At 60.8% G+C, this 18,635-nt stretch carries 22 protein-coding genes, 1 tRNA gene and 1 pseudogene; 11 read left to right on the top strand and 13 right to left on the bottom strand.

From position 1 onward, the window contains the following. Positions 1-56 precede the first annotated feature (56 nt). Positions 57-401, bottom strand: coding sequence for a hypothetical protein (locus ASTEX_RS12770; protein WP_144004737.1), 345 nt, complete (start codon positions 399-401; stop codon positions 57-59). 2 nt (positions 402-403) lie between these two features. Between ASTEX_RS12770 and ASTEX_RS21135 the strand changes: the two are divergent. Next, a pseudogene (locus ASTEX_RS21135) lies at positions 404-1,441 on the top strand (site-specific integrase); the annotation flags it as partial. 191 nt (positions 1,442-1,632) lie between these two features. Here the strand turns inward: ASTEX_RS21135 and ASTEX_RS12765 are convergent. Next, a tRNA-Ile gene (locus ASTEX_RS12765) sits at positions 1,633-1,708 on the bottom strand. 251 nt (positions 1,709-1,959) lie between these two features. Here ASTEX_RS12765 and ASTEX_RS12760 point away from each other — a divergent pair. The 4 genes from ASTEX_RS12760 (at position 1,960) to ASTEX_RS12745 (ending at position 5,004) form a co-directional block, all read left to right on the top strand. Then, positions 1,960-2,703, top strand: coding sequence for an SIMPL domain-containing protein (locus ASTEX_RS12760; protein WP_013480050.1), 744 nt, complete (start codon positions 1,960-1,962; stop codon positions 2,701-2,703). Positions 2,704-2,780: 77 nt separating this feature from the next. Continuing rightward, positions 2,781-3,293 carry a DUF805 domain-containing protein gene (locus ASTEX_RS12755; RefSeq protein ID WP_013480049.1) on the top strand — a complete coding sequence of 171 codons (513 nt, stop codon included), beginning with the start codon at positions 2,781-2,783 and terminating at the stop codon, positions 3,291-3,293. A gap of 36 nt (positions 3,294-3,329) precedes the next feature. After that, on the top strand, positions 3,330-3,965 hold the full coding sequence (locus ASTEX_RS12750) for a TIGR02466 family protein (protein WP_013480048.1): 636 nt from the start codon (positions 3,330-3,332) through the stop codon (positions 3,963-3,965). A 4-nt stretch (positions 3,966-3,969) separates the two neighbouring features. Continuing rightward, a complete protein-coding gene (locus tag ASTEX_RS12745) occupies positions 3,970-5,004 on the top strand; it encodes an oxidoreductase (protein WP_013480047.1) in 1,035 nt (344 codons plus the stop codon). Positions 5,005-5,079: 75 nt separating this feature from the next. Here ASTEX_RS12745 and ASTEX_RS12740 read toward each other — a convergent pair whose 3' ends face one another. From ASTEX_RS12740 to ASTEX_RS20345, 6 genes are all read right to left on the bottom strand, one after another. Further along, entirely contained in the window at positions 5,080-7,416 is a 2,337-nt protein-coding gene (locus ASTEX_RS12740) for a TonB-dependent receptor (protein WP_013480046.1), read from the bottom strand. A gap of 344 nt (positions 7,417-7,760) precedes the next feature. Next, positions 7,761-8,378 (bottom strand): DUF1134 domain-containing protein, encoded by a 618-nt coding sequence (locus ASTEX_RS12735; protein ID WP_013480045.1) that lies wholly within the window; start codon positions 8,376-8,378, stop codon positions 7,761-7,763. Between the two features lie 145 nt (positions 8,379-8,523). Beyond that, a complete protein-coding gene (locus ASTEX_RS12730; protein ID WP_144004736.1) occupies positions 8,524-9,165 on the bottom strand; it encodes a hypothetical protein in 642 nt (213 codons plus the stop codon). Positions 9,166-9,448: 283 nt separating this feature from the next. Next, positions 9,449-9,799 carry an MmcQ/YjbR family DNA-binding protein gene (locus ASTEX_RS12725; RefSeq protein WP_013480042.1) on the bottom strand — a complete coding sequence of 117 codons (351 nt, stop codon included), beginning with the start codon at positions 9,797-9,799 and terminating at the stop codon, positions 9,449-9,451. Positions 9,800-10,118: 319 nt separating this feature from the next. Then, positions 10,119-10,412 (bottom strand): hypothetical protein, encoded by a 294-nt coding sequence (locus ASTEX_RS20350; RefSeq protein ID WP_049781725.1) that lies wholly within the window; start codon positions 10,410-10,412, stop codon positions 10,119-10,121. Continuing rightward, complete coding sequence (locus ASTEX_RS20345; RefSeq protein WP_049781724.1) at positions 10,409-10,624, bottom strand: MerR family transcriptional regulator; 216 nt, start codon at positions 10,622-10,624, stop codon at positions 10,409-10,411. Before ASTEX_RS20345 ends, ASTEX_RS20350 begins: the two co-directional genes overlap by 4 nt. Before the next feature lie 135 nt (positions 10,625-10,759). On the opposite strand from ASTEX_RS20345, the gene ASTEX_RS12715 reads away from it, so the two are divergent. Genes ASTEX_RS12715 through lepA form a run of 4 tightly spaced genes read left to right on the top strand, consistent with a single transcriptional unit; the run spans position 10,760 to position 14,485 of the window. Next, positions 10,760-12,010, top strand: coding sequence for an SGNH/GDSL hydrolase family protein (locus ASTEX_RS12715; RefSeq protein WP_013480040.1), 1,251 nt, complete (start codon positions 10,760-10,762; stop codon positions 12,008-12,010). Between the two features lie 36 nt (positions 12,011-12,046). Further along, positions 12,047-12,316, top strand: a complete 270-nt coding sequence (locus ASTEX_RS20970; protein WP_013480039.1) for a type II toxin-antitoxin system ParD family antitoxin — start codon at positions 12,047-12,049, stop codon at positions 12,314-12,316. Then, complete coding sequence (locus ASTEX_RS12705) at positions 12,313-12,627, top strand: type II toxin-antitoxin system RelE/ParE family toxin (protein WP_013480038.1); 315 nt, start codon at positions 12,313-12,315, stop codon at positions 12,625-12,627. The genes ASTEX_RS20970 and ASTEX_RS12705 overlap by 4 nt, the downstream gene beginning before the upstream one ends. A 55-nt stretch (positions 12,628-12,682) precedes the next feature. Continuing rightward, positions 12,683-14,485, top strand: coding sequence for a translation elongation factor 4 (gene lepA / locus ASTEX_RS12700; protein ID WP_013480037.1), 1,803 nt, complete (start codon positions 12,683-12,685; stop codon positions 14,483-14,485). A 37-nt stretch (positions 14,486-14,522) separates the two neighbouring features. Here lepA and ASTEX_RS12695 read toward each other — a convergent pair whose 3' ends face one another. Together ASTEX_RS12695 and ASTEX_RS12690 are read right to left on the bottom strand one after the other, a co-directional pair. Beyond that, positions 14,523-14,909 (bottom strand): hypothetical protein, encoded by a 387-nt coding sequence (locus tag ASTEX_RS12695; RefSeq protein ID WP_013480036.1) that lies wholly within the window; start codon positions 14,907-14,909, stop codon positions 14,523-14,525. Positions 14,910-14,926: 17 nt separating this feature from the next. After that, positions 14,927-15,349, bottom strand: coding sequence for a hypothetical protein (locus ASTEX_RS12690; protein ID WP_013480035.1), 423 nt, complete (start codon positions 15,347-15,349; stop codon positions 14,927-14,929). Between the two features lie 120 nt (positions 15,350-15,469). Here ASTEX_RS12690 and ASTEX_RS12685 point away from each other — a divergent pair, with 120 nt between their 5' ends. Next, positions 15,470-15,709, top strand: a complete 240-nt coding sequence (locus ASTEX_RS12685) for a response regulator (RefSeq protein WP_041659361.1) — start codon at positions 15,470-15,472, stop codon at positions 15,707-15,709. Beyond that, positions 15,706-15,885 carry a hypothetical protein gene (locus ASTEX_RS12680; protein ID WP_041659360.1) on the top strand — a complete coding sequence of 60 codons (180 nt, stop codon included), beginning with the start codon at positions 15,706-15,708 and terminating at the stop codon, positions 15,883-15,885. The genes ASTEX_RS12685 and ASTEX_RS12680 overlap by 4 nt, the downstream gene beginning before the upstream one ends. On the opposite strand, the gene ASTEX_RS12675 is transcribed toward ASTEX_RS12680, so the two are convergent. The 3 genes from ASTEX_RS12675 to mnmC2 form a co-directional block, all read right to left on the bottom strand. After that, positions 15,882-16,265 (bottom strand): DUF6491 family protein, encoded by a 384-nt coding sequence (locus ASTEX_RS12675; protein WP_168148151.1) that lies wholly within the window; start codon positions 16,263-16,265, stop codon positions 15,882-15,884. The genes ASTEX_RS12680 and ASTEX_RS12675 overlap by 4 nt on opposite strands. A 21-nt stretch (positions 16,266-16,286) precedes the next feature. Next, the gene (locus ASTEX_RS19415) at positions 16,287-16,763 is read right to left on the bottom strand and encodes a DUF6491 family protein (protein WP_013480033.1); all 477 of its coding nucleotides are present in this window, start codon (positions 16,761-16,763) and stop codon (positions 16,287-16,289) included. Positions 16,764-16,833: 70 nt separating this feature from the next. Further along, positions 16,834-18,561, bottom strand: a complete 1,728-nt coding sequence (mnmC2, locus tag ASTEX_RS12665; RefSeq protein ID WP_013480032.1) for a tRNA (5-methylaminomethyl-2-thiouridine)(34)-methyltransferase MnmC2 — start codon at positions 18,559-18,561, stop codon at positions 16,834-16,836. Positions 18,562-18,635 lie beyond the last annotated feature (74 nt).

Raw genomic sequence — 18,635 nt, 5'->3', positions numbered from 1 at the left:
TCTTCCCCATCCCAATACGGGTCGACCGGGACCGCTGACGCGGCCCCGGCCTTCCCCTACTCCGCCGCAGCGGGCAGGTGAGGCGTTGGCTCCGACAGCGGCAAGGCCAGCGGCTCCTGCGCCGTCTCTTGCGGTGGTGCGGGGGTCCGCAAGCAGGCGGGCAGCCACCCCGTGCCCTGCACCAGTTGCTCGGCGGCTTCGGCCATTTCCGGCTTTTTCAGCTTGTGAAGGCGGCTAGCCGCGTCATCACCTACGGCTTCACGCACCGCCGCTAAGATTTGCCCCTTGATCACACGGCTGAAATAGCTGCGCGCCGTGGGGGTCCAGTGGTCGGTCATGTTCAGCCGCAGATCGCGCGCCATCATGAGCGAAGCCACAAAGGGGGCGGCAGGCATAACCACGGATGGTATTGTCCGAGTTCTCACTGCGCCTGCCGCTGCACCAGTTGAAAAATCCAACCCATTCCTCCAACGTCGCGATGACCTTAGAAAACCTCAAGTACATCAAGCGATATAAAGATCGGCACGGAAAGCTACGGTATTACTTCCGCAAACGCGGCGTGCCGTCAGTAACGCTTCCGGGCACGCCGCTTAGCCGCGAGTTTATGGAGACGTATTTCAAAGTCGCAGCTCTGCCTTCGAGGTCCCCTGGTCCGGAAAAGAAAAAGGCTCCGAAGCGGGACAAGACAGGGTCTCTCGAATGGGCCTTAACCCGTTGGTACGGATCTTCGAAATTTCGGTCTTTGGAGCCACGGCCCCGCCTCCACTACAGACAAATGATGGAACGCGAATTGGCGGATTGTCTCGATCTGCCAGTCACCGAGGTCGAGCCAATCGTCGTGCAGAGCTGGATCGATGACATGAGCGACCAGCCAGGTGCGGCCAAGTCGTTTCTGAAGCGGCTAAAAACCTTTTTCCAGTTTTGCGCGGCTCCCACCTCTAAAATTCTCACAAGCAACCCGGCGCAGTTCGTCGAAGGTCCCAGTTATGAGAAAAAGGGTTTCACGGCGTGGGATGAGGCCGATGCGGCGGCCTTCGAAGCATACTGGCCCTTAAACGGCAAGCAGCGTCTGGCTTACGCATTGATGTCGTATCTGGGGCAGCGCGTCTCCGACGCCGCTGTCCTGGGAGCGGCTCATGAGATACCAGGCGGCATGATCCGGGTCGTTCAGGCCAAGATACGCGCCGGCAAAAAGCGGGTGACCGTCGATATCCCGATTCATCCTGAACTCCGGCGTACGATTGCTTCCAACAAGGCCAGCGCTAAAACCCCTTACCCGCAGGCAGACTACGGTACGGGCTACAGCATCAAAGGGCTCGGCAACTACATGAGCGAATGGGCCAAGGAGGCCGGACTGTCTGAGGGTAAATCATCCCATGGCCTTCGCAAACTGGCGGGCTCACGCCTGGCCGAGGCCGGGTGCTCCGAGAAAGAAATAATGGCGGTCTTAGGCCTATCGTCGATCAAAGAAGCCGCACTTTACACCGCAGCAGCGAACCAGAAAAAGATGGCGAAAGAGGCTATGAAGAAAGTCCGCACACGCGAGGCTCAGACGAAAAAGTGTCTAACCCAAGTGTCTAACTCACTGCGGAGACCAAAAAAGATTGTAAAAACAACATCTTTTGGGGAAATTGGTAGGCGCGGAGGGACTCGAACCCCCAACCAGACCGTTATGAGCGGTCGGCTCTAACCATTGAGCTACACGCCCTTACCAAAGGCAGGGGTTGCGTGCCTAACACGCTCCCGCCCGGATTTAAAGCCCTCTGCCGGTATTTTCAACAGTAGACGCGGCAGCAACAAGGCTAACGCCAGATCATCAGTTCGGTTCATGCGTCATTCACACGCGCACATGGATTATTGACACACAGGCGGGGCATTCTCCGCCCAGTGACGGTAATGTGAGGGTCATGAAGACCCATGCTGAGCTGCCAGACCGATTTTGAAAGAAGAGAGACACCTATGCAACGGATGTTCGCGGTTTCCGCCGCTGCCCTCGCCCTGATGACTGCCGCCGCGCCGGTGATGGCCCAAACCCCTGATTCGCCCAGGGCTGAGCACATGGCCCATCACCAGATGGGCACCCTGCTCACTCTGTCGGAAACGGCCGAGGTGCGCTCGACACCGGACGTGGCCTTCATCACCTTTGGCGTGGTCACCGAGGCCAAGACCGCCGATGAGGCCATGAAGCTCAATGCCCAGAAGATGAACAGCGTCTTCGCCGCCGTAAAGGCGCAAGGCATTGCCGATAAACATGTCCAGACGACCGGCCTCAGCCTCAACGCCGTCTATGACTACCCTCAAAACGGCGGCACGCCGACCTTACGCGGCTATCAGGCCAGCAATCGCATCAGCGTGCGCGTCGAAGAGGTCAAGAAGCTGGGTAGCGCCATTGACGCGGTGGTCAAGGCCGGTATCAACCAGATCGACGGCATCTCCTTCGGTCTGAAAGACCCGTCGGCCGCCGAGGACAAGGCGCGCATCGAAGCAACCAAGACGCTCATGGCGCGTGCCGAGCTTTATGCCAAATCGCTGGGCAAGACAGTGAAGCGGATCAAGTCGCTGAACGAAAATGCCGCCATGTCCGCGCCGCCGCCCATGCCGATGGTCCGCGCCATGGCTATGAAGGCCGAATCCGATACGGCCATAGCCGCGGGTGAGGTTTCGACCGCGATGACGCTCAATGCCGAGTTTGTGCTGGAATAGGCCTTACTCTGAACGCATGACAAATCTCCCCGGTGAGTGATAGGTTACCTGTCATACCCACCGGGGGGGATTTTTTTATGTGGCGTTTTCTGTTGTCAACCAAAGGACGTACCGCGCGCCTTCCCTATGCGCTATTTATGGTATCGTCGTCGCTGGCTGTGTTTGCAGCCTATTCTTTCCTGTTACCGATAATAATGAATATCGGCATTTCTATAGCCAGCCCGGTTCTTAGCGTTTTCGGGCTGTTGGCATTCGTGTTGATATGGCCCATCTACGCACTGTCGGTACGCAGGTTGAAAGACTTGAATGGGCCTACCTGGCCCGCCCTGTTCTTTTTGTTGCCTTTCCTCACTTCGCTTCTTTTTGTGCTGTCGCCTTGGATAGTGCCTGTTTTTCCGGAAAACAGTGCAGGCGTTAACCCTGAATACGAATCTCTCACACGGACGCTGCGCCAAATTTCAGATGCTGTGGGCTGGCTAAACAGAGCCCTTATCCTGCTCCTCTGCCTCATCCCCGGCACCAAAGGGCCCAACCGTTACGGCCCGCCACCGGGACAAAAGGCCGCGCCCGACCTCAGCGTCTTCGAATAGGCTTGCCGCGAGCGCCCCTTTGGGCGAAAAGGCAGCATGAGCCAGCCCTACGCCTCCACCGTCACGCCTTTGTTCACCACCGAAATCTACCGCGCCGACCTGTCGGACATGCCGGATTTCGCGGTCTATCTGGAGGAGATCGACGACACCTGCCGCGCCTTTGCCGATGAGGACGAGGCCGGGCAAAACTGGTCGCAGCAAAAGGGCTATCTCGGCTACACCTCCTATGGGTCGCTGAACAACCTGCCCCTGCTGGCCAGCGCCTTTGAAGACCTCAAGGCGCATACTGACGCCCACGCCGCGCGCTTTGTCGAAATTCTGGAATACGACCTGCCCGCCGGCGCGCTGAAGCTCGACAATATGTGGATCAATATTCTGGAGCCCATGGGGCACCATTCGAACCATATCCACCCGCACAGCCTGATTTCGGGCACCTTTTACGTCAGCGTGCCCGACGGGGCCAGCGCGCTCAAATTCGAAGACCCGCGCCTGACCAGCTTTATGAATTCGCCGCCGCGCAAAGAGGGGGCCAAACGCGAACATCAGCCCTTCGTCTATGAGGCGCCCAAGCCCGGCACGATCCTGATGTGGGAAAGCTGGCTGCGCCACGAAGTGCCGATCAACCTGTCTGAAGATATCCGCATAAGCATCAGTTTTAACTACAGTTGGTGAGATTATGAGCGCTCCGGTACAGACGGCATTGGTGGGCTATGGCTATGCCGGAAAGACCTTCCATGCACCGCTGATCCGGGCGGCAACGGGTCTTGAGCTGACCACCGTCGTGTCGTCGCGTCCCGCTGAGGTCCATGCCGATCTGCCGGGTGTGACGGTCTGCGATTTTGAGACCGCCTTGGCCGATCCGGTGATCGAGCTGATGGTCGTGGCCACGCCCAATGATCTGCACGCCCCACAAGCCATCGCCGCACTCAAAGCGGGCAAGCATGTTGTCATCGACAAGCCCTTTGCCCTCACCACCGCAGAGGCCGAGGCCGTGATTGCGGCGGCCAAAGCCGCCAACCGGCTGGCGACCGTCTTTCACAACCGCCGCTGGGACGGCGATTTTCTGACGGTGAAGCACCTGATTGAGACGGGGGCCCTGGGCGAGATCAGCCTGTTTATCTCGCGCTTTGACCGCTTTCGTCCGGCCTTGCGCAATCGCTGGCGTGAACAGGCCCTGCCGGGGTCCGGCCTGTGGTACGATCTGGGGGCGCATCTGGTCGATCAGGCCATCTGCCTGTTTGGCACGCCCGACGCCATTACGCTCGATCTGGCGCAACAGCGCGAAGGCTCTGTGGTCGATGACTATTTCCACGCCACCCTGTTCTACGGCGCGCGCCGTGTGCGCTTGCAGGCCAGCGCCCTGACGCCCGCGCCGGGACCGCGCTTTGAAATCCACGGGCGGTTGGGCAGCTACGTCAAATACGGCCTCGATACGCAGGAAGAGGGCCTAAAGGCCGGGCAGCCGGTCGGCGGCGAGGGCTGGGGCACGGACCGCGACGGTGTGCTGACGCCGGTGTCAGGTGCCGATCCCCTGCCCCCGCTGGCGCAGCCAACATTACCGGGACGCTATCCGGCCTTTTATAAGGGCATGGCGCAGGCCATACACGGCACCGGCCCCCTGCCTGTCCCCGCCGAAGAGGCGCTCAGCGTCATGCGTCTGCTCGATCTGGGTCGCCGGAGCGCCGAAACGGGCCGCACCTTAGCTTTATAAAAAACCGCTCCGGTGGGGTCACCGGAGCGGCAGTGTGTATCCGGGCCGCAGCAGAGGCCCGGATGTCTTCCAAATTTAGAAGCGCTTGCGCACGGTGACGAAGGCCTGACGCGGCGCGCCCGGCAGCAGGGTCATGGTCGTACCGGCGGTGTCGCGGTTGACAAAGCCGCCCGAACCGACCGTCGAGATGTAGTTTTCGTTGGTCAGGTTGGTGACGTTCAGTTGCACGTCGATATCGGCCGGGAAGCGGTAGCCGAGCGTAGCGTCCACGGTGGTGAAGCCTTCGACCTTACCGCCGATGTTTTCGTAGGTGTAATACCGGTCGCCCGTGTACTTGGCACCCGCCGTAGCGAACAGCATACCGTTGTCGTAGCTCAGGTCGGCGCTCAGCATGTGCTTCGGCGTATTGACGACGGTTTTATCCTTCGTCTGATAGGTGACGCCATTGCTGGTGTAGTTATCGGCGTACTTCGAGTCGTTATAGCTGTAGGACGACGACAGACGCAGGTTGTCGGTGAAGCGCCAGGTGCCGCCCAGCTCGACGCCGTTGGTCTTGACCGAACCGACGTTCGACAGGACCGAGGCGTTGCCGAGGATCGAAGCGCCCTGCTGGATGGCCAGCAGACGGTCCGAGAAATCGACGTGATAGATGGCCGCGACGCCGCGAAAGTTGCTGAGGTTCAGGCGCAGACCGCCTTCAAACGTCTTCGAGCTTTCCGGCTTCAGCTTCTGGCTGACGAAGTTGACGATGGCCTGCGACTGCGAGCCAAAGGGGCCCGACGTCGCCGCCGACACGTAGGCGGCCATGTTTTCCGAGTAGGAGCCGAACAGTTCGACTTCCGGCAGGGCCTTGAAGACGATACCGGCCTGCGGCAGGAAGCTGTCGTCCGACTTGATCTTGCCCGACAGAGCGCTGCCCGTGACGGTCGAGACCGAATTTTCGACCTTCATCGCCTTGATGCCGTAATTCAGCTTCAGACGCTCGCTGAGGATCCACACGTCCTGCACGTAGCCGACCGTGGTCTTGGTGTTGAACTTGTATTCCCACGAAGTCTTGAAGGGGTTCGACTGGAAGCCCAGCGAGTCGCGCGACGGGGCGTTCAGGGTTTCGCCATAGAAGCGGCGGGCCTGATTGAAGTCATTGTCTTCGATCCACAGACCGGCGGTCACCTGATGCGCGCCCAAGTCGAAGTTCACCGCGCCGAAGGCACCCTTGCGGTCGATGTCGTATTCCGTGGTGCGGATCGACAGCGGCGCATTATTGGTGGTCGCGCTGGCCACGCCATAATTCGGCGAAATGGTGTAGGGGGTGACCCACAGGCCCTGACCCTTGTTGGTGTGGTTATAGATGGTGCCCGACACCTTGATCATGTCGTTGATCGGAGTTTCGTAGCTGAGCGCCATCAGGTCGTCATCGCGCACGCCCGCGCCGTAGTAGTAGGCGTCGTCCGGGTTGGCCACGCCATAGGCGGCGTAGGGGTTGACGCCCTTGCCGGTCCAGTAGCCCGAATTGGGGTCAAGCTGCCCCGAAGCGTAGAGGGCCGGATTGTTGAGGGTGGTTGCGACGCCGATGGCGGCGGCATAGTTCGGCTGGAAGTTATCCCAGTCGCGGCCCAGACGTCCGATCATTTCGAACGACATGTCCTGATAGTCCTGCTCGCGGCGTTCGGAGTGGTTGATGAAGCCGGTCAGCTCGCCTTCGCCCAGCGGCAGCACGGCCTTGGCGCTGATCTGCTGCTGCTTCTGCTCGCCGCCGCCCTTCCACTTGTCAGACTTCTGATCGGCCACTGACACAAAGGCGCGCAGGCCACCGAGGTTATCGAGCGTGCCGGTTTCGAAACGGCCATAGAGGCGGTGCATCGAGTCCGAACCGACCGTGCCAGCCAGTTCACCGCCCATGTCTTGCGCCGGATCGCGCGAGAAGAATTGCAGCGTGCCGCCGAGGTTGGAGGTCGAGGCGGTCGAGAGCGCACCGGCGCCCTGCATCAGGTCCACGCGGGCCACGTCTTCGGAGATGATGGCGCGCGAAATGTGCAGGCCGTTGTGGTTGCCGTAGGACATGTCGCCCAGCGGCACGCCATCCAGCGTGAAGCCAAGCTGGTTCTGGTTGAAGCCGCGCAGCGTGATGCGCGTGGACCATTCATAGGCCCCGAAGGCGTCGGCCGACTGGAAGGACACGCCCGGCAGCTTGTCGATGGCCTTCAGCGGCGAGGTGCCGGCGGCTTCGAGCGACAGTTCGCTGCCCTTCAGCGTCTGAAGCTGACGGCTCTGACCCTGACCATAGACGATGACTTCGGTGATTGCTTCGGCCGGAGCCGCGACGGCCTCCGCCTTGGGCGCTTCCGCGGCCAGAACCGGCGCGGCAGCAAACAGAAGGGCCAGGGCGGTCCCGGCTTGCAGATAGGCTTTCATACTCAAATCCCCAATGGGCATCCACACGACGCCACTGAGGAAGGCTGCTACGCGGCCATGATGACACACGCTTAAACAAACGGCGACACAGCCATGTCAGCCGTGTCGCCGTTTTGTGACGGGGATTTTTCGCAACAGTGGGAAATGAGGCTAAGGGTGTGGTGGCGATTTAATCTTCGCGATCTTACTCCTCCCCATTTTCTGGGGAGGTGCCGAATTTACGAGAAGGAGGGGTATCTTGACGGGTAAGTGTACCCCACCGTCTGCTCGCTACGCCCGCATCCACCTCCCCACAGGTGGAGAGGAGAAAGCAGCCGCGTTAACTCTTAAATCGTCGCCATAGCTTAGCCCGGGAACCACTTGCGCGTCTTGGAATAGGCCAGATAGCCGATATTGGCCCCCAGACGGAAACCAACGCCGGCGCGGATCGGGGCCACGATGGTGTCGTCGGACTGCTGATAATTGACGCCGAGGCCACCGATAAAATAGGCCGAGCCATCGACGCCGGGGAAGCGCTGATAGATTTTCTCAACGTCATAAAGGCCATAGACCAGCGAGAAGACGCGCGAAGCGTTGCCGCCGGTATCAAAGCCAACCGACGGGCCGCGCCAGAAGATTTTCTGCGGGCTGGGCAAGGCCTTCATATGGACCAGACCCTTGCCATAGCGCAGGCCGACGGCGATAGCCCCGGAGACTTCCTCACCGGCGATATAGGCCGTCGGGCGGTCGCCATAGTCGGAGAAGATTTTTTCAATGGCTCCGCCCAGTGCTTCGACCGTCACCCCGAGGAAGTCGGAGCCGGCGCGCAGGATTTCATCGCGCTGATAGCCTTCGGCCGTGCGGCTCGGAGACGCCGAGGCGGATGACGTGGCTCCGGTCTGGGCCAGGGCCTGAAGCGGCGAAGCGATCAGCGGGGTGGCGGCCGTAGCGGCGGCTCCCATCAGAAAATGGCGGCGTTCCATGACGCAAGAGACTCCGTCGAAAATAAGCGTAAGGCTTTTATTAACCCTGAAGGGGTGACCAAATCCTTACCGGGGGCTTCAGTCAGGGTTCATCTATCCCCCTATTGCATGTCTGAAATAGGGCTGCCTCCCGCGCATGTGAGGCTCAATCATCCCAGCCCTGACGGCACTTCTTCTTGCCGGACACCATATCGCGCAGGCCCGGATAGGCCCCGCGCCCTTCGCGGTACTTCTGCCATTCGCGTTCGCGCGCCGCCAGACAGAGTTGCGTCGGGCGGGTTTCCGGCGGTTTGAGCGGCAACACGACCTCTCTGGATGCGCTGACGGGGCAGTCCTTGTCCATTGGTCGGCCCTCATTGCGTTGCTGGATGCAGAATTGCCGCTTGTTCAGAGCGCGCGTCGTTGCGGCCCGACCCGCGTCGCCGCCTTCGGCATAGGCGCGCGGTGTGACACCGGTGCCGGTTTCGGTCGTTGAAGGCGGTGTGGATGGCTTTTCAATGAGGGATGGCGGCGTCTGAGTCTGCGGCACAGGCGTGCGCGGCACTGGCGGTGTGGGGGCGGGTAACGAACGGTGGGGCGTGGGTTCGGCGGGCGTCGGGGCGGGTGCGGCCTCGGCTTGCGGTTCTGGCCGGGTAATAACCGGCATAGGCCACAGCTCGATTTCCACAGGTGGTGATTCCGGCACGGCCCTCACAGGCGTCAGCCACACCACCAGTAAACCCGCCAGCGCGTGCAGGGCCAAAGCCACCGCTACTGCCCAGCCCCACCGTTCCGCGCGGTTACGCACCCTGCCCTGCCCGTCTGCCATACCCGCATTGACCATGCCGTCGTGTCGGGATTACGGCGTCGGTGGGGCGGCAATGCGCGCTTTTACGACAAGGTGTCCATGTGGCCCGCCAAAAAAGGCGTAAACTCTCCCTGTTGTGTCGAAAGGAGGTGAGCCAAGATGCGCGCCTTTAAGATCAACCCGGACGACCTGATGGACAAGATATTCCCGATGGTCATTGCCCGGGCTATGCTGGCGGCCTTTGTCGCGGCCGTTTTCTCCGCCTTCTGAACATTTCCGGCTATCAGGCCTGCAACGAGGCCCCATCCCACGCTTTCAGCGTGCGTTTCTTCACCTGTGCGCGCCACACCTGGTCGATATTGGCTTTCACCCAGTCCATATCGACGCGGGCGGGGCGCGCCAGTATGAGCGGCCACGGCCGATGATGGTCCGTGGTGAAAAACGTGTCGGGATCGACCTCCAGCAGAAAGTCGCGCTCCTCAAACGACACCTTGAACACCGGCGCATCGTGGGTCGGATTCCAGAAGAGGATCACCTTGCCATTAACCTTGAACGACCGAGCGTCCCAGGACGTCGTTTCTTCGGTGTCCGGATAGGCCAGAACAATCTCTTTCACCCGTTCAAACGTCAGCATACCGCCCTCCTGCTTGTCTGATCACGAAGCTTAACAGGTTTTGGCGCGATTGCTTACCGGATGTGATGGAACTGCGACATATCGACCCCTAACCTTTTTCGCACTCGCAACATATATAGCCGTCGTTAACACAAGGAGAGTATCAGATGACCCTTATCAAGTTGAGCGACACGTTCGGTATGGTTGGCAACCTGTTGTTTGCCGGTATCCTGCCTATGGCAGCCCTGATTGCAGCGGCCAGCCTGCTGTAAATCTTTCTACGAAAACTACGAAAAAAGGCGGCCCGACACGAAAAATGTCAGACCGCTTTTTTCGTGTCTCATCCCTGACGTACGACCCACGCCTTCATCGCCGCCGGCCCCGCCTCGCCCAAAGCCCCTGTATACTGACGCGAGGCGTCAATCGGCGCCTGCATATCCGCCCCATACCGCTCGATCAGCCAGGCCTCATGTTCCGCCTGCCGCTCGGCCGACGGCCAGCTATAGAGGGTCTGCGGGCTCAGCGCCTCGCTAGCCAGCGCCTGAAGAGTGGCGTCGATCACCCCGATCAGCCCCTTAAAGCGCTCCAGCTCGGCCTCCAGCCGCGCGCGGTGCGCCTTCAGGGCCGCTGTCAAGTCGAAATCGCGGCGATGTCTTCGAGACTCAGACCCATTTCACGGTACAGCAGGATCTGTTTCAGGCGCAGCCATTGGGGTCGCTCGTAAGAGCGATAGCCATTATCGCCGACATAGGCGGGTTTCAGCAGGCCGATCTCGTCGTAATGGTGCAAGGTACGCACCGAGACACGGGCCAGATCGGAAAATTGTTTGACGGTATAGGCGCTCACGGTCACTCCTTATCAGGTGTGTAAAGGCTTTGGGCCCTCACGCAGGGTGAGGGTCAAGCGCCCGGCGCATTGACACACCGATCAGGCCGGTGATGATGGCCATACAATCTACAAAAACCGCTACAGGAGCGAAACATGACCGCCATTGACCGCCGCGCCCTGCTGGGGGGGATCGCCGCCGGTGCCGGGCTTGTCAGCCTGCCGGCTTCCGCGGCGGCCATGTCTTTCGGCGCGTGGGTCGGCGCCTGGGCCTCGGCGCAGATGGTCCCCAATCCCGACACCACCCTGCCGCCGGAAATCGCCTCGGATGTGACCATCCGTCAGATCGTGCGCCTTACGCAAGGCGGGCGGCAATTCAGGGTGCGCCTGTCCAATGTCTTCGGCACCAAGCCGCTGAAGATCGGCGCGGCCCATGCGGCGATTTCGGCGGATCAGATGACCTCGCGCATCGACCCGGCCACTGCGCGCGGCCTGACCTTCGGTGGCCGCACCGCCATCACCATTCCCGCAGGAGCGGAGTATGTGTCCGATCCCGTGATCATGATCGTTAAGCCCTTCACCGACCTGACCCTGTCGCTGTACCTGCCCGAAGCCGCCTCGCCTCAGACCAGCCATCCCGGCGCGCGCATGGTCTCCTACTTCGCCAAGGGGAACCGTGTGGTGGAGGCGTCTTTGGACGGTGCGAGGACCATGGAGCGCTGGTTCCATGTTTCGGGCATCGATGTGTGGACCGGACAGGGCGCGGCGTCGATTGTGGCCTTAGGCGACTCCATCACCGACGGCTATGGCGTCAAGCCGGGCATGAATGCGCGCTGGACCGACCAGCTAGCGCGGCGGCTTCAAGCCGATGCGCGCACGCGACACCTTTCGGTGCTCAATGCCGGGATTGGTGGCGGGCGCATCCTCAATGACGGCTCAGGGCCCAATGCTATGGCGCGGTTTGAGCGCGATGTGCTGAGCCAGACGGGGGTGAAGTTTCTGGTCATCCTGGAAGGGGTCAACGACCTCGGCACCCTGACCAAAGACGCCCCGGTTAGCGCTGCCGCTCACGCGCAACTCGTCGAAGACATGATCAACGCCTATCAGCAGATGATCCGCCGGGCGCGGGAACGCGGCATCAAAGTCATCGGCGCGACCATCCTGCCCTTTATGGGTTTTTCGCTCTATCACCCCGACGCGCAGAACGAGGCCGACCGTCAGGCGGTCAATCGCTGGATACGCACCTCAGGGGCGTTTGATGCGGTGATTGACTTCGACCGGATCATGGCCGATCCGGCGGACCCGACGCGCCTTAAACCCGACTACGATTCCGGCGACCATATCCACCCGTCGATCGCGGGCTATAAGGTGATGGGCGATGCGGTGGATTTGAAGCTGTTCCAATAGTCAGCCGGTATGATATGTTCATACCAGAGGTGCATCATGTCCGCTGTTCAAAAACTCACGATCAGCCTGCCGGTTGAACAATCGGCTTATATTGATGCTCAGGTCGAGGCGGGGGCTTACGCATCGGCCAGTGAAGTGGTGCGCGCCGGGCTAAGGGCGTTAGAAGAACGCGACAAAGCCGTCCAGCGCTGGTTGGAACGTGAGGTCGGCCCCGCTTACGACGCCATTATGGCCGATCCTTCACGGGGAATACCGATTGATAAGGCATTTGCTGAGATCAGACGCCGCAAGGGATTGCTGCCGTGACGCCCAAGGCGGTGATATTCACCCCCGAAGCTCTGCAAGATATTTCTGACATTTACGACTGGATTTCGTCGCAGGGCGGTGCCGCCATTGCCGCAAGCTATCTTACACGACTGGAAAGCTATTGCCTGTGTTTCGATCTGCTTCCCGAACGGGGGAGCCTGCGCCACGACCTTCGCAAAGGCCTGCGGGTTACCAGTTTTGAAAGGCGAATCACCTTAACCTCCGTAGTCACACAAACCGAGGTGATATTCGTGCGATTGTTCCGCAGGGGGCGCGATTGGGAAGCTTTGGTAAGGACTGAAACAGACTGAGAGGCCGTTCCCCTGCCCTCTTCCCCCGTCTTGCGGTTCATGCTATCGCCCCCGCATGACCGAACTGTCCCAAATTCGTAACTTTTCCATCGTCGCCCATATCGACCATGGCAAGTCCACCCTGTCCGATCGCCTGATTCAGTTCACTGGCGGCCTCACCGCGCGTGAGATGAAGGAGCAGGTTCTCGACAATATGGAGATCGAGCGCGAGCGCGGCATCACCATCAAGGCGCAGACCGTGCGCCTGAATTACAAGGCCAAGGACGGCAAGTCTTACGTCCTGAACCTGATGGACACGCCGGGCCACGTCGATTTCGCCTATGAGGTGTCGCGGTCGCTGGCGGCCTGCGAAGGCTCGATTCTGGTGGTCGATGCGTCGCAGGGGGTTGAGGCCCAGACGCTCGCCAATGTCTATCAGGCCATCGACAATAATCACGAAATCGTCCCCGTCCTGAACAAGGTCGATCTTCCCGCCGCCGAGCCGGAGCGCGTGCGCGCCCAGATCGAAGACGTGATCGGCATTGACGCCTCTGAGGCCGTGCTGGCTTCGGCCAAGTCGGGCATCGGTATCGAGGACGTGCTGGAGGCGATTGTCAGCAAACTGCCCGCGCCCAAGGGTGACCCTACGGCCCCGCTGAAAGCGCTGCTGGTCGATGCCTGGTACGACCCCTATCTGGGCGTCGTCGTGCTGGTGCGCGTGTTCGACGGCTTCCTCAAGCCGGGTCAGCAGATCAAGCTGATGAACGCCGGCGCGACGTACAAGATCGACAAGCTGGGCGTGTTTCAACCCAAGGCCACCGATGTTGAGGCGCTGGGCCCCGGCGAGGTTGGCTTCTTCACGGCGCAGATCAAGGAAGTGCAGGACGCCGCCGTCGGTGATACGATCACTGATGAGCGCAAGCCGACCTCACAGGCCCTGACGGGCTTCAAGGAAGTGCAGCCGGTCGTCTTCTGCGGCATCTTCCCCGTCGATGCGGCGGATTTCGAAGACCTGCGCTCGGCCATGGGCAAGCTTCGCCTGAACGACGCCAGCTTCTCCTATGAGATGGAGACGTCTGCGGCGCTGGGCTTTGGTTTCCGTTGTGGTTTCCTGGGCCTGTTGCACCTTGAAATCATTCAGGAACGCCTGAGCCGCGAGTTCAATCTCGACCTGATCGCGACTGCGCCGAGCGTGGTCTATAAGATCTATATGAACAATGGCGACGTGATCGACCTGCACAATCCCGCCGACATGCCGGACCCGGTGAAGATCGACCATATCGAGGAACCGTGGATCAAGGCGACCATCTTCACGCCTGACGACTATCTGGGCGCAGTAATCAAGCTGTGTCAGGACCGTCGCGGCATCCAGACCGACCTCTCCTACGTCGGGTCGCGCGCCATGGCCGTCTATGAGTTGCCGCTGAACGAGGTGGTGTTCGACTTCTACGACCGTCTTAAGTCGATCTCGAAGGGCTATGCCTCGTTCGACTATACGATTGAGGAATACCGCGAAGGCGACCTGGTGAAAATGTCGATCCTCGTCAATGCCGAGCCGGTAGACGCCCTGTCCATGCTGGTGCACCGCGACCGCGCCGAACAGCGCGGCCGGGGCATGTGCGAAAAGATGAAGGACCTCATCCCGCAGCACCTGTTCGTCATCCCCATCCAGGCGGCCATCGGAGGGCGCATCATCGCGCGCGAAACCGTGCGCGCCCTGCGCAAGGACGTGACCGCCAAGTGTTACGGCGGCGACGCCACGCGCAAGAAGAAGCTGCTGGAGAAGCAGAAAGAGGGCAAGAAGAAGATGCGACAGTTCGGCAAGGTCGAAATCCCGCAGGAGGCCTTCATCGCCGCGCTCAAGATGGACAATGACTGATGAAAAAAAAAGCCCGGATCGCTCCGGGCTTTTTTGATTATAACTCCAGCGGGGTCACTTTGAGCAGTGACGGCGGGCTATACTGTCCCTGATAGGTCACCTCGCATGTGCGGGTGCTGGCTATGCTGTTGCCATAAACCACCTGCGCCGTACCGCCGTGCCCCAGAGCGATCTTCTGTTCCGTCATGTGGACGTGTACGAAGGGCGCATTGACCAGCCCTTTGCAGGCCTTCGCCCCGGTGAAGCGATGCGTACCGCCCAGCGATTTGATCAGCAGGTCGTTATCAATGACCTCAACGACCCCGGTAAAGGACTGTGGCGGGATGATCGTGACGGTTTCGGTCACTGACGAGATTTCCGCCACAGCGCTGCCCGCCAGCGACAAAGCCGCCACAACCGCGCTTAAAACAAGACTCCAAGACATAAGTCCCCCCTATCAATTTAACGATCTGTGCGTTGATACTTCTGCTTGCGCAGCGTCTTGACCTCTTCGGCGCTGACCGGTGTCACCGACTGCACGAAGCATGGCGTCTTAAAGCCGCCCCCGCCGCTCTGGCGCACCGAAAGCTGCACATCCAGCGGATCACAAACCTGCACCGAGCCACGATATTCGAACACCAAAATATCATAGGGCGTCAGCCGGCAGCCCTCGACCTTGATCAGCACCCCGCCCCGGCCGGCGCCTTCCGCCAGTATCGTCTCCTGATCGAGAACGGTCGTGTCGATCCCCGGCCCGTTCACGCAGCGCGGCGGGGCCTTTTTGCCGTCCGCGGCCTGCGAACTCACGGGTAGGACGCCCATGGCCAGCAACCCGCCGGCAACACCCATCACGGCGAACAGGGCCTTTCCATTCAGACGTCGCATCTGTCTCTCCTTAGCCAATCCCTTCGGCCGGGTAAATTCGGCTGACCCTTCCGAACATTCAAACCTACTTAACCAGAACGCTGTAATTTTAGTATCAGCGTAACATCAACCAGCGTACCCATGACCCCCAGCGTTCCCATCATCGAAGACAGCCTGACTCAGGCGCAACTGATCGGACACATGTTCGAGCGCGCGGGTTTTGCCCCCGGTCTGGCCACCAATCGCCCCAATGCCCTTCAGGAACTGGCTCGGCAGACCTGGGCCCTTTTGGTAATCGACGTCTTCATAGCCGATGAAAACTCGCTCGATCACATTGATGACTATCGTCACGCCGCGCCAAACACCCGATTGCCGTCATGACCGCCATTCGCAAGGGGGCACCGCTGGCCGCCAGTCATTCGCTCAATGCCGCCCGTCGCGCCAAGGTGGACTTTATCTTGCCCAAACCCTTCCGGTTTGAAGACATCCGACAAGTCTGCGAGGACGTGATCCACCGGCGGGACACCCCCAACCCCGGTGAGATCCTGTATCTTTAGTACTTTTTGGCCTCTTCCTTCGTCAACGGCGTGATGGATTCGATCAGACAGCGGACCGGTGCCTCATCAAAACGCGAATAGAGAATCTTGACGTCGCGCCGGTCGCAAATCTGCGTGCCGCCTAAAAATTCAAAGCCGATCTTGTCCAGATCGTCGAGGTTCTGACAAGGCGCCGAGAGCTTCAGCAGGGCCGAACGCCCGAAACTGTCCTCGATTAGGAGCGTCGTCTTATCGACCACCATTTTGCGGTTCAGGTGGCTGGCGTCAAGGCACCGCGCCTTGCCCTCCGGTTTGGGCGCGTCTTCGGGAGCGGCAGAGGCCAGGCTCAAGGCCCCCAGTCCGCCGGTCACCACAACGATCACGGCCGCCAGTTTCATCATGTCTTTCATCTCTACACCCTCTTACGTCCCTTCTCTGTCCCTGTTTTCCGCCGTCTTCGGCGTGACGCCTTCGATACGGTCGGCCTCTTCCTTGGTAATGGCTTTGACGTCGGTGATGTGGCAGCGCGCCAGACGGCCCGACCCCGGCTCAGAATAGAGAACCTCCGCATCAAAGCCGCCGCACACATTAAGCGCCCCGGCGCGCGTCCGGATACCAATACGAAAGGCGTCCTCAATGCCCATACAGGCGCCGCTCAGTTCCAGTTTGTAATTCTGGCGGCCATAGGTTTCGACGATCATGGTGCGCGAATCGACAGGGTTAAAGCGGTCGATATCGTCGCTGCGGAAACATTTGCGCATTTCCTTTTGCGCCACTGTCGTAGCCACACGCTCACGGTCCGGCTGAGCGGAGGCCGAAGATTGCGCTTGCGCCGGAAGCAGGCTGAGAGTCGTCAGCCCGGCGGCCGCGAGAGCTGCCACAGTCATCAGAGTCTTCATCGCATTACTCCTTCGCCAAACCGCACGCGACGGTCCATTATCTCCAATGAGGCGAGCGGAATCGGGCCATTTAATGACTATGAACAGCCTGTAATCTTTCCGGGCGCAACCGATGCGCGGATGCCACAGTCAGCGGCGACGGCACCCCCAGCGCCTGCGCCACCGCCGCCATGCCAAGCAACGGCCCCAGACACAGGCCACGCGCCCCTAATCCGCTCAGGGCCGTAACGCCAGACCCCACCTCCCCCATCACCGGCAGGTGGTCGCGGGTGGTGACACGCACCGCGGCACGCGACTCTGTGCCTCCCGCGGCCCTGTCCGCCGCTTCGGGGAGGACGGCGCGCAGCGTGTCGAGATTGTGGGCGCGATCATCGTCACGCGCTTCAACACCACGATCGCCACGAATATGGGTAGAACCGAACACAAAACCTTCGGGCATCGGCACGTAATAGCCCCCCCAGGCCTGTGGCTGCGTGTTCGGTGGCGGCGCCATGGCGGTTTCGATCTGCCCGCGCACGGGACGCAGATCGAGCGCCTCGGCCCACGGGAGATCGAAGATCCCGTCGCCACAGGCCAGGAACACCCGGTCAAATTCGTGGACAGCGCGGTCAGTGACGATATATACCGGCGCGCCGGTCTCCACGCGCACAACGGTTTCTGTCAGCACGACAGCGTCTCCCAGAAGCACCTTGACGACCTCCGGCGGTCGCACCGAAAGGGCGCGAGCCATCCTGAGACCTTCCGCATTGACCTGCATGTCATCCGGCGCAAAGTCAGACTGGGCGGCGACCTTAGCAAAGCGTGCTTCGTCGCGCGCGTCGCCGCAACTTTGTTGCACGCCCCGCGCCAACACGGCTGCGTGGCACAGGTGTGCATAGAGGTCCGTGGCAGCATACAGCGCATCGGCAAACAGGGCGCTGATCGCTCCGCCCCCGGCATCCAGCCGCGGCGTGACCAGTCCCGCCGGATTGCCCGACGCCTGCGGGCCAATATCGAAAACGGTGGCTTGATAGCCATAGTGGCGAAGGGCGTGGACTATGGAAGCCCCGGCAATGCCCCCGCCGATCACGGCGATGCGCTCAGGCGTTGCAGGTACTTCTACCGCGCCGGGGAAAACCGCCTCCAGCCGCTCGCGCTTGCGGCCAAAGCCGGGGTGTTTCGACACCTCAAAGCCGGCGGCCTGAAGCCCGCGCCGTACAAAGCCCGCCACAGTGAAGGTGGCCAGACGCGCGCCCGGTGCGCTATGCGCAGCCACCGCGCTCAGCACATCATCGGCCCACATGTCGGGATTCTGCGCCGGGGAAAATCCATCGAGAAACCACGCATCAGCCTGCCCGTCCCACTGGCGAAGCGCGTCACGCACATCCATCAGGGCCAGCGTCAGGGTCACGCCCCATTCGGGGAATGTCATCAGGTGAAAGCCGCGCCGTTGCGGGGGCCAGCGCGTGATGATCGCCTCAGCAATAGGCGACAGCTCCGGCCAGCTGGCGAGCGCGCGGGCGGCGGCTTCACGCGGCATCAGATAGGCTTCGACGGAAAAGAGGTGCAAATGCCCACCAGCCGGGCGGTGGCTGGCCCAAAGCTGCATCAGGGCGGCGATATTAAGCCCTGTGCCAAACCCCAGTTCCGCCACCGTGAAATGGCGACGTCCGGCCCAGCCGTCAGGCAGGCGGCAGCCGTTCAAGAACACCGCCCGCGTCTCCGACAGACCGTCCTGCAAGGAATAGTAGATATCATCGAAACGCGCCGAACGTGGGTTACCGTCATCGGCAAAATAAAGCTGGGGGTCGTCAGTCATCGGGCTCACGCACAAAAAAGAAGAGGTCGTTCCCGGGAACGACCTCTTCCAAACTCTTGTCTAATCCAGCGCCG

It is taken from the genome of Asticcacaulis excentricus CB 48 (assembly GCF_000175215.2).
Classification (GTDB): Bacteria; Pseudomonadota; Alphaproteobacteria; order Caulobacterales; family Caulobacteraceae; genus Asticcacaulis; species Asticcacaulis excentricus.
Note: the sequence above shows the minus strand (reverse complement) of the source record. Positions and strands in the feature narration are given on the sequence as shown.